Source organism: Pristimantibacillus sp. Z349TD_6 (assembly GCF_056173205.1).
Map to the genome: position 1 here is coordinate 497,624 of NZ_CM149662.1, position 14,580 is coordinate 512,203.

A 14,580-nucleotide genomic window follows, 5' to 3' on the forward strand; every position below is an offset into this window, starting at 1 on the left:
TGATGCCATGCGTGCCGCTGGTGTCATCCTTTTTTTGTATACCCGAGAAGCGGCTTATAGCCATTTTGCTGCTGGGAGCATTACTTCAGCTGTAGTCCGATTCCAAGCGCTTGCGCTCGCTGGACGAAATAATCGGCTATCGCCATATCAAACACGGCCATACCCATCGGACAAAATAATATAGGCTCCGAATCGGAGATGCTGGCAAGCGCTCCGCGGCAAATCACATCGGTTAGGGAGCTGGTTTGTGCTTCTGTTAAGCCGCTCTCAAGATGCAGCAGCTCAATGTCAGTATTTTCGCGGCAAACCTCATTCCAATCGTCGACGATAATCGCGTTAATGCCGCTTATAGCTGCTGCTGTATAATCCCGTAAAGAAACATCGAGCAGAAGAGTGCCTTCAGCGGGAGGAGTATCGATATAACGCTGAGAGCTTACTGTGCAATTAATAATGAGATTGCACTCGTTATATAACTGCTGCCAGCTGCTGGCGAGATGCGTACGATGGCGCAGTGCGGCGTCCACAGCAGAGAGGTCAGTGTTATCCAGCTCGCATCCGCGTATATCATACACCTGTATATCCTCTAAAAGCTCCCCGAATAAGCGGCAGCACATATCATAATGAAGGCGGCCTACAGGCCCGAAGCCGATGATTCCAACCTTTAAGCGTTTTGATGCATTGCGTGTTTTTAGATAATGGCGGATGAATAAACCGCTGACTGCAGCTGTCCGGGCAGCGCTCGGCAGCGGGGTGCCCAGCATGGCGTAAGGAATGCCTGTTTCTGCGTTGTTGAGCAGTGTGACGCTGTGTGCCCTTGGCAAACCGGAATCGATATTGCCTGGGAAGCTGGCGATCCACTTCATACCGGCAGTCTTTACCGATCCGCCGATGTAAGCCGGCATAGCTATGATACGATTAGCTGGATTGCGATAACGCAGGTAGGGCTTTATCGGCTGTGCATAATCGCCTGAATCGATAATTTGCACCGCAACCTCTATGCTGTCAACAAGCTCTTCCCAGTGCAATCCGATCGTGCGAATATGTTCATCGCCGAGATATAGCACGGTCATGTTCCTCTCGTTTTTGGATTAGGGAGTGTGCTAAATTTCAGAGCGAATTCAGCCGAATTGCTGCTTTACCCACTCATCGTTGAATACGGTATCCATGTATCGCTCTCCGCGATCATGTATAATAACGACGCATATGGCATCATCGGGCAGCTCGTGCTCGATCGATTTTAAGGCATGGATAATCGCGCCAGAGGAAGGTCCTGCCAAAATCGATTCCTGCGCAACGAGCAGTCTGCAGCCATCGACCATGTCTTTATCGGCTACCTTTATAGCTTTATCCATAAACCTCGTCTGGGCAAAGGGCGGTATGATTCCTGTTCCAAGTCCCGGGAAGCGGCGGTTGCCGTTCACTCCTCCGAAAATAACGCTGCCTGCCGCATCAACAGCAACCACTTTCGTGGATAGCTTATGCTCGCGCACATATTGCGAGCAGCCTAACATGGTGCCGCAGGTACTGACGCCGCCGACAACAAAATCGACATGGCCTAGCTCTTCAACAATCTCGTGCATCGTACCCTCATAGTGAGACAAATAGTTGTTTTTATTCGCATATTGATTCGGCCAGAAGCTATTGGGAATGCGCTCTAATAATTGCTGTACTCGATTTAACCTTGCGGGCAGAAACTCACCTGTCTCAATATCAGGCTCTTCAACCAGTTCGATCTCTGCGCCATAAGCACGCATGATGCGGATATTTTGCTGCGTCGCCTTCGGATCAATGACGCTTACGAATTTCATGCCGAGGTAGGAGCTGATGGCAGCGAGACTAATCGCCATATTCCCTGAGCTGGACTCAATGATGACGGAGCCGGGCCCGATCAAGCCTTCATCCCATGCTTTATTAATAATACGGGCGGCGGAGCGGTCTTTCGCGCTGCCTCCTGGGTTTAGCAATTCAAGCTTTGCGAATACTTTAATGCCGCGATCGTTCGCAAACAGCTTCGAGAGCTGAACAAGCGGCGTATTCCCGATGATGGACAACAAATTTCTCTCCAAAGGCCAGCACTCCTTAAAAATAAATTTTTTTGGATTTCACCGTCCCGCGTTCAAGTTGTTCATTTTCCGCTGCGCGTGTTACCGTAATGCCCTCAAGCATGCGATTTTGAATCATTTGTCCAATGTCCCCAATTTTATGCTCGATGGCATGCTTAATATGGACAAGCATTTCATCTTTCAGCGATTTGCTTTGAATATGAACATGCAGCTTATTCTCGCGGAGTCTTACTCGAAGCTGAGCGTCATGGATGTATTGGTGCACGACATTTTCGATATCGTATAGGCTGATTTTTTCCCCATGCTTCAGATCTGTACCGATTCGCTTGGAGATACAGCTGAAGCATTGCCGCTGCTTGCCGTCTATGCAGATGGTTTGGAAATCACGCACGACGTCGTAGGTGACATACCTCACGGCTGGGAACAATGAACGTACAAAAGAGGTCAATACGAGAACGGCTTCGTTCTCTGTAAGCGGCTCAAAGCTGTCGTCGATTTGCTCCGCCGGTATTGCCTCGGCATAGATGCCATCAGCGATGACATATAGCCCAAGCTCATGTGAATAGGAGGCGATCGCTCCAACTTCAATCGAGCCATACGTGTCTAAAATATGCTGCGGCTCGATTCCGAACCGTTCGGCTATGTTGTGCTGCCACTGGAGCGGGGCGATTTCGCCGACCACTATAATTTTTTTGATGCCAAACTGCTTTGGTTCCTCCGCGTGAGAGACGATAGCATCCAAAATCGATGGCATCGTATATAGAAGCTCTGGACGATAGGATTCCAGCCTCGCAATATGCTCTTCAATCGGGAGCGAGAACGACAGGGAGTCTGCCGCTAGGCCGAGCTGGTCAAAGATGGTCAGCGCTGTATTTGCTGCATGCCCTGTACCCATGTCGGCTAACGCTCTGCGAATAGGAACGGGAGGTTCAGCGTCAGTGCTGGCTATGCTGGCGCTGGCGGTCAGCCAATCCTGAAAGCAGGCTGTTTTTGCATCGATATAACTCTCGTCATCTTCCTTTGAATAATAAATCGCCTTGCGAACGCCTGATGAAGTGCCTGAGGTTCTGTAAACGGACAAACCTTCCTCTTCTCGAGCTCTCCCCGTAAAATAATGCTGCTCCAAAATGTCCGACGTGATGAGCGGAAGATCAGACAACTGGCAAACTTGCGGATCTATTCCATCCTGTTGAAGAAGGGTGATGTACCAGGGGTGATGCTGGACGATTCGCTTGATATGCGGATGAAGCAGAGCTAATGGTGACATTTGGTGTTGAGCCTCCTGTAGGACAAATATCTCGAATGAATGCGTTAATTAAGCATATGTCGTTTGCGCCTCTAGGTTCTGATTATGGGGACAAACGCCTAAATCCATTTCGTTCAAGCTTCGTATGCTATTAAGAGTGAATCATGAGGCAGTAGTATCTTGTGAGAGAGAGAGGGTGGCTGCTATATCGTTTATGAAAAAACATCGTCGTACGGTTGCGGATAAGTGGGCCAAATCGGAAGTGATGAGACGTGACTCGGTGTTAAAGAATCATTTGCCGGAAGCGGAGATGATGACAAGGAAGAGTCTGCGTAAAATGTTGAAACAGTGGGGGATGGTGTATGTAAAGCCGATCAGAGGTGGACAGGGCAGAGGTGTGATGAGGGTAGAGCTTGACGAGGAGGGCTTTCGGCCCTATTCGTACCAGCTTGGAGAGAGAAAGTTGGCTTTTTTCACCTATAAGGCGGTTTATCGGTCTATTTTGAGAGATTCAAAAAGGAAGGCTTACCTAGTACAAAAAGGGATCCGCTTGCTGAGGCATAAGGGACGTCCGTTTGATATAAGGCTCGTGGTGCAGCAGTCGCCGCACGGGGTTTGGGAGGCGACGGGAACTTTGGGCAGAGTAGCTCATCCTCGGAAAATTGTAACGAATGGCAGTCAGGGAGGAACAATTTATCCAACGGGCTATTTGCTGAAGCGATATATGAGTGCGCCAGTGAGGCGGCGGATGCTGAGTGGGATGGATAAGCTTGGCGTTCTCACCGCGATGAAGCTCCACCAGACGTATCCCGGCATTAAGGAATTAGGTGTTGATCTTGCGCTTGATCGCGAGCTTAAGCCATGGATACTTGAAGTTAATACGCTGCCTGATCCATGCCCGTTCTTACTGCTTGACGACCAATCGATGCTTCGTAAAATCGTACGCTACGGCAAGGCGTACGGAAAAACCTACAAGCTGAACTGTAAAAAGGCGAAGCGCGGGGTTAGGTAGAGCGGTGCGGTGGGCAAGCTCGACTAACCGCTTTAAGGGCGCGGATGCTCTTGCAGCACCTAAGTGCCAGAGTTAGCACCTAATAAGCACATATATATGCTTATTAGGTGCATTTGGCATACGAGGCAGCTCAAAAACTTGCTGGTAAGCACAAATATGCCCTTACAGCGTGGAAAGTAATACGAGTCGAGTGCTCAAGTTTGCACTTAGTCTGTCATGAACATCGACTGCATCGAAAATGCGGTGCGGAAGCGAAGGCTCTCCACGGGATCGCGCAAATCGCGGCCGGTGAGCCTTTCGCATTTTTCGAGGCGATAGGTGACGGTGTTGCGATGCACGAACAGCTGCTTTGCCGTTTCGGCAAGCTGACAATGCGTATCGTAGAAGGTGCTGAGCGTCTTCATTAAATCGCTGCGCTCCTTGCCTTCAATGCTTAATAAATCCTTGAACGTCTCCTCGTAATATTCCTTGAGCTCCTCCTTTGGGATCATCCGCAGCAAGTTGCTGAAATCTTTGGCGCGGTAAGGTTGGACAAACTGCTTCTTTCGCGCGTCGTAGCCTGTTTGCAGCGCTTCGATCGCTTCCTTATAGGATAATGGGACATGTGTAAGCTGTGATACCGGATTCCCGATGCCAATCGAGATGGGGATGCCGTGCTGCTCGCTTAGGCAAAGCACCATTTGCTTCAGCTGCCCTAAAAACTTATCTTCGGTGCCTTTGGCAGCATCTTGATTTGCCTTAAGCGCGATAAGGAAGCAGAAGTATTCGTTTTTCGTAAAAAGTACAAAACGCAAATCAAGCTTCGAAAACTCGCCTTTCAGCACATTGTAATGGCGGTCGCGCTCGGATATAAAGCGGCCATCAGATTCGAGTGTGCTGGGCGGACGAAAAGAATCAAAAGAGGTGTCGCGCTTAGCGACAATGCTGACGTAAACGGGATGATTCAACAAATCATAGTTTTTGCTGCGATGAATAAGCTCTTGCTCAGAGGTGATGAGGCCGTCAACAAAGTCGGAGAAAAACTCATTTTTATAACGCCGCGACCGCTCTTTGACCGCTTGCTTCTTGATAAGCTCGAGCCCGATAACGTTGGCGGCTTGTTCCATTGCATGTTTCGTTAAGTTGCTGAAGTGTTTGCTGCTGTCGCTCGTCAAAGCGACCAACAATCCTTCTAGCTGAAAGGTAACAATGGGGTACAGCTCAACGGCTGTAAAAGGTGCGCCAATGAAAGCTTGAGAAGTAAATGGGATGCTGTAAGAGCTGTGCAGCGAGGGTGAGATCAGCTCCGCTTGAAGATCGGACGACAATGCAAGATACAATTCCGTTGTCATAGCGTTTGAACGATGTAGAAGTCCGCCTTGTGGATTAATCAGCATAACCGGAGAGTCGATAAGAAGCGACAACGCTTCGATGACGTCGACGGTGCTTTTGCCCTGCATGATCATTTGTGAAAACTGTTTATGTGTCGTCAAGGCATAATGCAGCTCATCCGTGCGCTTCTCCAAAATATGGCTAAGCGAGTCGTTGCATATATCACCCAGCGAATGCGCCAGTGACAGCTCGATAATCGGGAAATGCAACTTTTCCGCACACTGAAGCACGTCGCTTGGCACCTCCTGCAAAAAACGTTTGGTCTTAATCGCTAGACCGGCACATCCGAACTCAGCCATGCTTTTGACGAGTGAGAGCAGCGCCTCTGGTTGATCCTTCATCGCATAACCGGTCGTGAGAAGCAATTCCTGCGGTTTCAAATAGTTAATAATATCTGGAGCGTCCATGATGTTGACCGATTGGACGCTATTTGTCATGCCATCATGTCCGGCAAGTATTTTTGCATTCGCATATACCGGGAGAGATAAGAGTTCTTTTAGGAGCATAACCACACCGCCAATGCTATTTATGTTAGATTATATGACACAATATATCATCTATGCAACGGGGTGTAAATATATGATTGTGCGGATTATGCAAGGAATACGGGATATTTTTAGCTACTATGCACAATGACAATGACATGGATTCGGATTATGATGTAGCTACAAAACAATTTTATGTTATATAACCTGACAACAACAAGGGATTGGGGTTGGTACAAATGAAATTAGTAGTGAATCAGGTTGGGAAAAGCTTTGGAAGCAGAACGATTTTGAAAAATGTAGATCTCACAGTTAACTCGCATGAGTTTATTTGCATACTTGGCCATAGCGGATGCGGCAAATCGACGCTGTTAAATATGATTGCGGGTTACCTTCTGCCTGATGATGGTGCGATTACGGTAGATGGAGAAGAAATTAAGGGTCCTTCCAAGTCGAGAGGAATGGTATTTCAGGATCATGCCTTATTCCCTTGGATGACCATAAAGGACAACATTGCCTTCGGCCCAGAAGTGCAGAAGATGCCAAAAGCGCAAGCGAAGGAAACCGCAATGGAGTTTCTGAAGCTGGTAGGGCTGGAACAATACGCCGGACATTATCCTGGTGAATTGTCGGGGGGCATGAAGCAGCGGGTAGGCATTGCAAGGGCGCTTGCGAGCAAGCCGGACATTTTGCTAATGGATGAGCCGTTTGGCGCACTTGATGTACTGACGCGAGAGACGATGCGAGTAGAGCTGCAAAAGATTTGCAGCCAGCTCAAACCAACAATTCTGTTCGTGACACACAGCATAAGCGAAGCGGTTTATCTCGCGGATCGTGTTGTCGTGATGAAGCGTGGTGAAATTGCAGAAATTTTTGAGGTCGGAATTAAACATCCGCGATCTTCCCATTCTGCTGGTTTTGGCGAAATGATGAGCCGCATTGAACGGGTTCTTATGGATGAGGAGCATCTGGAGCTAGCGCAAGCAAAGGTGGGGTCATAATGAACGGAGCCAAATTATCTACCGTGAAGGACACAGGAAGCATGCAGGCTTCACGGACGGGGACGACGGTAATAAGCAAGCAGGCGCGAGGCAAGCGGCCATCGGCGATGAATCAGTTCTTTCAGAAATATAACATTCTCCCATCCATTATGTTTTTCGTTTTTTGGGAGCTGTTCTCTAGAGTGAATGAAACGGCAAAGTTTTTTAATCCTAACTTTCTTCCTGCACCGACCGTGCTGCTATCGGAGGGCTGGGAGCTCGCGAAGACGGGGATTATTACAGACAGCTTGGTCTCTAGTACGATTCGAATTGCACTTGGGTTTGTCATCGGAAGTGCGGTGGCGGTAGGGGTTGGCGTCATCATGAGCAAGTTCAAAACGGTTGAACGGTGGTTTTCGCCCATTCTCAACTTAGTTGGCCCGATTCCGACCTTAGCGCTGCTGCCATTGTTTATTATCTGGTTCGGGATCGGTGAGTTTCCGAAGGTACTGCTTATTGCGTGGACGACGTTTATTCCGGTGCTGGTGTACACGCTGGACGGCTTTAAGTCGGTGCCTTCCACGCTGATCCGATCTGCGCTCAGCTTGGGTGCGACGGAGCGGCAAATTTTTACGAGAGTGATGCTGCCGTCGGCCATTCCGAATTTTCTCGTTGGCGCGCAGGTGAGTCTGGGCTTATCCTTCTCGGCGCTCATCGTCTCCGAGATGATGGGGGCCAAATCAGGGCTTGGCTATATCATCGTAGATGCGAGAAATTATTTTAAAATATCGAATATGTTCATTGCCATCATTCTGATTGGCCTAGAATATAGCTTGTTCTCTTACCTGCTGAAGCTGGTTGAGAAGAGGGTAATGGCTTGGCGTAAAGGCGGACTTCGAGATGCCATCGAGAAGTAACGCTACATACGAAGCTGAAGCAGTACAACTAAAAAGAGATAAGTGGAGGGAATACCAATGAAAAAATCGGGAAAATGGTTTAAATCTGCAATTGTCCTTACGTCGTTAACTTTTGTGCTTGCTGCGTGCGGCGGCAATGAGAAGGCGCCGGCAAATGCAAATGCAAATGTGCCGGCATCCACTGAGCTTGAGATGAAAGATCTAACGCTAGTTGGTGTTCGTGATGCACAAATCTCATCGCAGCAAATTATTGCCGACAAGCTTGGTTATTTCAAGGAAGAAGGACTTAATGTAACGAGTCAACTGATCGAGAGCGGGCCGGATATCGGACCGATGGTTGCCGGCGGCAGCGCACCTGTAAGTATTCAAACGAACTTTATGGATATTATTTTGAAATCAACAGACATTCCGGTCAAAATCATTGCGCCGCTCGCACAAATTGCTGGCACGCAAGCGGTTGTAGGTTCAAGCAAGCTTGAGCTGAAGAGCGCGAAGGATCTTGAAGGAAAAACGATTGGTATTCCAAGCGGTGCTGACGTTACGATTGCAATCAATAACATGGCTAAAGAGCTTGGCGTAGACGCAAGCAAAATCAAATATGTAAATCTTGCACCGAGCGACGCGGTTGTCGCTTTGGAGAAGGGTGACATCGATGCGCTGGCTGCTTGGGAGCCGTTCATTACGAAGGCGATCCAAGGCGGCGGCAAGTTCCTCTTCAGCGGTACGAAGAGCGAGCTTCCTGATAAGCAAGGTGATGTGAATTGGATGAGCGTGCATACGACGATCCAAGTTTCAGATGATTTCCTTAAGAAAAACCCGAACACTTTAAAAGCTGTCCTGCGCGCTTTGAAGAAAGCGACGGATTATATCAATGACAACCGTGAGGAAGCGATTAAAACATTAGCGCCTGAGCTGCACCTTAGTGAGGAAGAACTGACACAAATCATGTCACGGAATGTGTATTCCATGGAAGTCGGCGATACTTATGTGTTTGGAAGCAATGGCCCGGCTGTCGGAGAATATCTAAAGTCGGTTGGCAACATTAAATCGATCCCTGCACCAGCTTCCTACCATGACCTAAGCCTGCTAAAAGAGGTAGATGCAAGCTTGATCGTGACTGAGCTGAAATAGAAGTAGAGCTGAAAAAGTAATAGAGTGCGGCTAAAACATGTTCATATCCTTGAAGATTAGTTTTACACAAATAGGTAGTTAATAGGGCCGCGGACCTCGTTGTCCGCGGTTTATTTCATTAGCAGCGCAGCTGCTTTGCGATTTGGCAGATTCGGCTCATAAACGGCATAAAAGTGACTGGGCAATGAAAGGCGGAGGGTGAGATGGTCGGACGAGAGAAACTGGATGTATTGATCAAAAACGGCAGCGTCGTATTGAAGGATGAAGTGCGAATGCTGGGCATAGGAATCAAAGCGGGGCGTATTGTTGTGCTTGGCGAGAATCTCGATGATATAGAGGCGAATTTGGTAGTGGATGCAGCGGGCTTAACGATTATGGCTGGCATGATTGATGTACACGTCCATTTGAATGAGCCGGGCTTGGGAGAGTGGGAAGGCTTTGAGACGGGGTCTGCTGCTCTCGCTGCTGGCGGCTGTACCACCTATGTGGATATGCCGCTAAATGGCATTCCGCCTACAGTCACTGTGGATGCTATGCACCAGAAGCTGGCGGCTGCAGAGGGGCGTTCCTATGTGGATTATGCCATCTGGGGCGGTTTAGTACCTGGCAAGCTGCATGAGCTTGCGCCTTTGGATGAAGCTGGAGTGGTTGGTTTTAAAGCATTCATGTCATCGCCGGGTGATCCGAGTGAGGATGCGTTTCGAGAGGTGGATGATTATACGCTGCTCGAAGGCATGAAGATCATCGCGGGTCTAGGCAAGGTGCTAGCTCTTCATGCCGAGAGTGAGCCGATTGTAGCTAAGCTTGGTCAAGCGATGCGGGCGGAAGGACGATTGACGCCTGCTGACTATGTGGCCTCGCGGCCTATTATTGCTGAGCTGGAGGCTATCAATCGGGCACTCTTTTATGCGGAGCAAACGGGCTGTGCGCTTCATTTTGTTCATATTAGCAGCGAGGCGGGCATTAATCTGATTACGGCTGCGCGTGAGCGCGGGATGAACGTTACGGTTGAAACCTGTCCGCATTATTTAGCTTTAACGGCGGCTGATTTGGATCATAAGGGAGCGGTGGCGAAATGCTCTCCGCCGCTGCGAGATGCCAAGGAGCGGGCGAAGCTGTGGAATGCCGTTGCCGAAGGGCGAGTGGATATGATTTCTTCGGATCATTCGCCTTGTCCAGCCTCGATGAAGGAGGCGGACAACTTCTTTAATGCTTGGGGCGGTATCGCCGGAGCGCAAAGCTCGGTAGAGCTCGTTGTGGGAGAAGGCCATGTGAAGCGGGGGATGCCGCTCACGCTGATCAGCGAGCTGCTGGCAAGCGGGCCGGCAAGACGATTTGGACTGCAAGATTCGAAGGGTGAAATACGCATTGGCGCAGACGCTGACCTTGTGCTGATTGATTTGAACAAATCTTATACGCTGGAAGCAGAGCAGCTGTATCAACGTCATAAGCATAGTCCGTATGTCGGTGAAGAGCTTCATTGCAAAATAAAGGCTACCTATGTAAGGGGTCGCCTTGTCTATGAAGAATCGGAAGGGTTAAGCGAGAGTATGCAAGGCGAGTGGGTTAGGCGCTAGGCTTAAGTTAATGGAAGGAGGAGCAGCTATGATGCGAAGTGTACTTTCCCATCCGAGAGAGAAGGAACGGCTATTATCGTATTTCGAGACGCAGGTTATGCAAGTATTAAATTGGCTGGCAACATATAGCCCGGATGAAGAAGGCGGCATAACGCGGCTGCTATATACCGAGGGATGGCTGGAGACGCAGCAAGCGCTTGCGCTCAAAATGGAGGGCTGCGGCCTAACGACGGAGTTTGATAACGTTGGCAACTTATTTGGAAAATTACAAGGCGACGATCGGGATGCGCCTTCTATTATAACGGGCTCACATATTGATACGGTTATTCAAGGCGGGCATTATGACGGAGCCTACGGCATCGCGGCGGGTTTGCTGGCACTTGATTATTTGCAAAAGCAATTCGGCAAGCCGAAGCGAACGCTGGAGCTTGTATCTCTCTGCGAAGAGGAAGGCAGCCGATTTCCGATGGCTTACTGGGGATCGGGCAGCATCGCCGGCAAACGAAACTTTGAGCAAATTGTACATTTGCAGGATGCTCAAGATGTATTTTTTGCGGATGCAATGCAGCAATGCGGCTTTGGCGAAGGAACGGGCAGGGATAGCCGCCGACATGATATTGGTGCGTTTATTGAGATCCATATCGAGCAAGGGGCGGTGCTGGAGCGGGAAGGCGTCGCTATCGGTGTAGTGGAAACAATTGCTGGCCAGCGGAGACTGAAGTTTGAAGTCATTGGCGAATCGAATCATGCGGGAACAACTCCGATGCATATGCGCAGGGATGCGCTTGAGGGGGTTAGTGCGATGATTGGGGCACTGCGTCAAGAGGCTATGCGGCTAGGATCGCCATTAGTGGCGACCGCTGGCAGGCTGCAGGTGTTTCCGAATGTACCGAATGTCGTTCCGGGAAAGGTTGTATTTACTGTAGATGCGCGTCATGCCAATGAACAGGCTCTCGATAGCTTTTGCCGATGGGTCGTACAGCGTTTTGCGGCATTGGCTGGTGAGAGGCAGCTGCAGATTCATGGAACGGAGTGGTTTAGGGAAGAACCGGTTCCGATGAATGACGTGCTTAAACAGCATATGGATCATATTTGTGGTGAAATGGGCATTTCTTCGAAACGAATGGTTAGCGGAGCGGGGCATGATGCACAAATGTTTGAGCATATTTGTCCGACTGCGATGTTATTTGTTCCAAGTAGACGAGGCATATCGCATTCACCGGAGGAGTATACAGAGCCTCGTGAGCTTGCGGTTGGTGTACTCGTGCTGACAGAGCTGCTGTATCGACTAGGCTATGAGGGGGAAGAGCTATGAAGCTATACAAAGATTTGGCGCCGTCACCGCGTACGATTATGACACCAGGCCCAGTCGAGGTGGATCCGCGGGTGCTGCGGGCGATGTCGTATCCGATATTGGGACAATTTGACCCAGAGTTTACGGCATTAATGAATGAAACAATGGAGATGCTGCGCCAATTATTTAAGACCGATAATGAATGGGCATTCCCTGTGGATGGGACGTCGAGGTCGGGGATAGAGGCTGTTCTCGTAGGCTTGATCGAGCCTGGCGATAAGGTGCTTGTGCCGATTTATGGACGCTTCGGCCATTTGCTGACCGAGATTGCGAAGCGCTGCGGTGCTGAGGTTGTAACGCTGGAGAAAGATTGGGGCAGTGTATTTTTAACGGAGGAAATAGTTAATGCCATAAAGGAGCATCAGCCTGATGTCGTAGCTCTTGTGCATGGCGAGACATCAACGGGAAGAATGCAGCCGCTCGAAGGCATCGGGCAAGCGTGCAGGGAAGTGAATGCGCTCTTCGTTGTGGACGCTGTTGCGACAATTGGCGGTATTGAGGTAGCGACTGACCGCCTGCTCATCGATGCGGTAATTGGCGGCACGCAGAAGTGTTTATCCGTACCGGCAGGCATGGCGCCGATTACGTACAATAAACGCGCAGAGGTGAAGCTGCTCAGCCGCAAAAAGGTTGAAAGAGGGCTGCTTCTCGCTGACGACGAGGATGACCCGCTGCTGCGACCGATTCAAAGCAACTACTTGGATTTGAGTCAGCTGCAGGATTATTGGAGCTCTGCTCGGCTCAACCATCATACGGAAGCGACATCCATGCTTTATGCGCTTCGTGAAGGGCTGCGGCTTGTGCTGGAAGAGGGGCTTGAGGCGCGTTTTGCGCGGCATCGTGAGCACGAAGGGGCGTTGATTGCTGGTTTGGAGGCAATGGGCTTGCGTCTCTACGGCGACCCGGCCTGCAAAATGACCGTCGTTACCTGTATTGAAATTCCGGCTGGCATAGATGGAGAATCTGTACGTTCGATGCTGCTTGATCATTACGGCATCGAGATCGCCAGCTCCTTCGGTCCCTTGAAGGGGAAAATATGGCGCATCGGCACGATGGGCTACAGCTGCAGCAAGCGCAACGTGCTGCTTACGCTCGGCGCGCTGGAAGCCGTTCTGCTGCGACACGGTCATCAGTTGGTTGCAGGCCTGGCACTGCAGGCGGCTATGGATGTTTATGGGATGTAGAATGTAGGACTTGGGATGTCGCTACATTTTATAAAGACTTTACTTTAACTTTACTTTGCTGTGGCTTTAGATTTACCCCGTACCTATACAATGACCACATAGTGATGTTATCGAAGTGGGGGAATGGGTATGGCGAAGCACAAGTGGGCAGTTATGATGACGATGCTGCTGATTGCTTTTGTGACGGCGTTTCTGCTGCAAGAGGTGAATTGGTCTAATGCATCGGGAGATTTGTCAGACCCCTTTCTTGATCCTTATGCGTTGTCATTGGGTCATCGACATTCGGGAGCTGGCATGGAAACGGCGGCGGAGAAAGCTGTGAAGATGAACGTTGCATGGCCGCAAGGGACACCTTCCGCGGGTGCCTCTTCGATGCTTTCCATCTCTATTGATGACGGAAATGGGGCAGCCGTTGAAGCTTATGAGATTACAAACGAGAAGCTGATGCATCTTATTGTTGTAAGTGGGGATTTGCAGCATTTTCAGCATGTTCATCCTGTGTATAATGGCGGTGGACAATTCGAGGTTCCAATTTCATTGCCTTCGGGAGGCGGATACAAGCTGTATGCGGATTTTTTGCCGAAGGGAATGAATGAGCTTACGCGCATAGGAGAGGTAGAAGTGCAGGGTGCAGCGTCCGAGGCAACCGTCTTGGTGCCAAGCGAAGATCTGACAGCAAATGTTGATGGTATGAGAGTGGAGCTTGCGTTTGCTGAACCCATTCTAGCTCAGACGATGTTAACGATGACTTATACGTTTACGGATGAGAAGACGGGGGAGCCGATTAAGGATCTAGAGCTTTATCTTGGTGCAGTAGGTCATGTTGTGGCGATTGATCAGACTACGCAGCAATTCATTCATATCCATCCGCTTAACTGGGCATCATCGGGTCCACAGGCCGTTTTTGGCGTTAGTTTTCCGGTAGAAGGGCTGTACAAAGTTTGGGGCCAATTTCAAAGAAATGGTCAAATCATTGTAGTGCCGTTCGTCATCCAAGTTTAAATAAATGATTTTTTATAAAAGTCTACCTGCATGAGCGATCTCCTGTTTCCTGATGGAAGCGGGAGATTGCTGTTTATGCGGATAGGCTTTTTTTGCTAAAAAGCTTTACCGAAATGCGGGTAACTTATTAAGTTTCTTTTACCTTGATGACCATGATTCATTACCTTCAAATGTTAGAGTGTATACCATAAACAATAGAGAAAGAGGGATGCGATGAGAGATACGTGGGGAACTGCTGGCAGGTCTAGTAAAGAAATA

At 49.4% G+C, this 14,580-nt stretch carries 12 protein-coding genes; 8 read left to right on the plus strand and 4 right to left on the minus strand.

What is annotated here, in order from left to right; genetic code table 11:
• Positions 1–80: 80 nt before the first annotated feature.
• The 3 genes from AC0VYE_RS02235 to AC0VYE_RS02245 are packed head-to-tail and all read right to left on the minus strand — an operon-like array spanning position 81 to position 3,330.
• Positions 81–1,070: a 2,3-diaminopropionate biosynthesis protein SbnB gene (locus AC0VYE_RS02235; RefSeq protein WP_475445762.1), complete on the minus strand. Its 990-nt coding sequence runs from the start codon at positions 1,068–1,070 to the stop codon at positions 81–83.
• Positions 1,071–1,118: 48 nt separating this feature from the next.
• Positions 1,119–2,066, minus strand: coding sequence for a 2,3-diaminopropionate biosynthesis protein SbnA (gene sbnA, locus AC0VYE_RS02240; protein WP_475445764.1), 948 nt, complete (start codon positions 2,064–2,066; stop codon positions 1,119–1,121).
• A 13-nt stretch (positions 2,067–2,079) separates the two neighbouring features.
• Positions 2,080–3,330, minus strand: coding sequence for a phenylacetate--CoA ligase family protein (locus tag AC0VYE_RS02245; RefSeq protein ID WP_076268498.1), 1,251 nt, complete (start codon positions 3,328–3,330; stop codon positions 2,080–2,082).
• Positions 3,331–3,523: 193 nt separating this feature from the next.
• Between AC0VYE_RS02245 and AC0VYE_RS02250 the strand changes: the two genes are divergently transcribed.
• On the plus strand, positions 3,524–4,321 hold the full coding sequence (locus AC0VYE_RS02250) for a YheC/YheD family protein (RefSeq protein ID WP_076268497.1): 798 nt from the start codon (positions 3,524–3,526) through the stop codon (positions 4,319–4,321).
• Positions 4,322–4,527: 206 nt separating this feature from the next.
• Here the strand turns inward: AC0VYE_RS02250 and AC0VYE_RS02255 are convergent, their stop codons facing one another.
• Positions 4,528–6,198, minus strand: coding sequence for a PucR family transcriptional regulator (locus AC0VYE_RS02255; RefSeq protein WP_076268496.1), 1,671 nt, complete (start codon positions 6,196–6,198; stop codon positions 4,528–4,530).
• A gap of 218 nt (positions 6,199–6,416) precedes the next feature.
• Here AC0VYE_RS02255 and AC0VYE_RS02260 point away from each other — a divergent pair, with 218 nt between their 5' ends.
• The 7 genes from AC0VYE_RS02260 (at position 6,417) to AC0VYE_RS02290 (ending at position 14,322) form a co-directional block, all read left to right on the plus strand.
• Positions 6,417–7,178, plus strand: coding sequence for an ABC transporter ATP-binding protein (locus AC0VYE_RS02260; RefSeq protein WP_076268495.1), 762 nt, complete (start codon positions 6,417–6,419; stop codon positions 7,176–7,178).
• 41 nt (positions 7,179–7,219) lie between these two features.
• Positions 7,220–8,074: an ABC transporter permease gene (locus AC0VYE_RS02265; RefSeq protein ID WP_076268635.1), complete on the plus strand. Its 855-nt coding sequence runs from the start codon at positions 7,220–7,222 to the stop codon at positions 8,072–8,074.
• Between the two features lie 57 nt (positions 8,075–8,131).
• Positions 8,132–9,205 carry an ABC transporter substrate-binding protein gene (locus AC0VYE_RS02270; RefSeq protein ID WP_076268494.1) on the plus strand — a complete coding sequence of 358 codons (1,074 nt, stop codon included), beginning with the start codon at positions 8,132–8,134 and terminating at the stop codon, positions 9,203–9,205.
• Positions 9,206–9,408: 203 nt separating this feature from the next.
• Positions 9,409–10,782, plus strand: coding sequence for an allantoinase (locus AC0VYE_RS02275; RefSeq protein ID WP_076268493.1), 1,374 nt, complete (start codon positions 9,409–9,411; stop codon positions 10,780–10,782).
• Positions 10,783–10,810: 28 nt separating this feature from the next.
• Entirely contained in the window at positions 10,811–12,097 is a 1,287-nt protein-coding gene (gene allC, locus AC0VYE_RS02280; RefSeq protein WP_076268492.1) for an allantoate deiminase, read from the plus strand.
• Complete coding sequence (locus AC0VYE_RS02285; protein WP_076268491.1) at positions 12,094–13,320, plus strand: pyridoxal-phosphate-dependent aminotransferase family protein; 1,227 nt, start codon at positions 12,094–12,096, stop codon at positions 13,318–13,320. The genes allC and AC0VYE_RS02285 overlap by 4 nt, the downstream gene beginning before the upstream one ends.
• Before the next feature lie 129 nt (positions 13,321–13,449).
• Entirely contained in the window at positions 13,450–14,322 is an 873-nt protein-coding gene (locus AC0VYE_RS02290) for a hypothetical protein (protein ID WP_475445769.1), read from the plus strand.
• Positions 14,323–14,580: the final 258 nt, after the last annotated feature.

What these genes read in the sequence shown, in the direction of transcription:
- AC0VYE_RS02235 (WP_475445762.1), bottom strand. Translation starts at nt 1,070, where the DNA reads ATGACCGTGCTATATCTCGGCGATGAACATATTCGCACGATCGGATTG.
- AC0VYE_RS02245 (WP_076268498.1), bottom strand. Translation starts at nt 3,330, where the DNA reads ATGTCACCATTAGCTCTGCTTCATCCGCATATCAAGCGAATCGTCCAG.
- AC0VYE_RS02250 (WP_076268497.1), top strand. Translation starts at nt 3,524, where the DNA reads ATGAAAAAACATCGTCGTACGGTTGCGGATAAGTGGGCCAAATCGGAA.
- AC0VYE_RS02255 (WP_076268496.1), bottom strand. Translation starts at nt 6,198, where the DNA reads ATGCTCCTAAAAGAACTCTTATCTCTCCCGGTATATGCGAATGCAAAA.
- AC0VYE_RS02260 (WP_076268495.1), top strand. Translation starts at nt 6,417, where the DNA reads ATGAAATTAGTAGTGAATCAGGTTGGGAAAAGCTTTGGAAGCAGAACG.
- AC0VYE_RS02265 (WP_076268635.1), top strand. Translation starts at nt 7,220, where the DNA reads ATGCAGGCTTCACGGACGGGGACGACGGTAATAAGCAAGCAGGCGCGA.
- AC0VYE_RS02270 (WP_076268494.1), top strand. Translation starts at nt 8,132, where the DNA reads ATGAAAAAATCGGGAAAATGGTTTAAATCTGCAATTGTCCTTACGTCG.
- AC0VYE_RS02275 (WP_076268493.1), top strand. Translation starts at nt 9,409, where the DNA reads ATGGTCGGACGAGAGAAACTGGATGTATTGATCAAAAACGGCAGCGTC.
- allC (WP_076268492.1), top strand. Translation starts at nt 10,811, where the DNA reads ATGATGCGAAGTGTACTTTCCCATCCGAGAGAGAAGGAACGGCTATTA.
- AC0VYE_RS02285 (WP_076268491.1), top strand. Translation starts at nt 12,094, where the DNA reads ATGAAGCTATACAAAGATTTGGCGCCGTCACCGCGTACGATTATGACA.
- AC0VYE_RS02290 (WP_475445769.1), top strand. Translation starts at nt 13,450, where the DNA reads ATGGCGAAGCACAAGTGGGCAGTTATGATGACGATGCTGCTGATTGCT.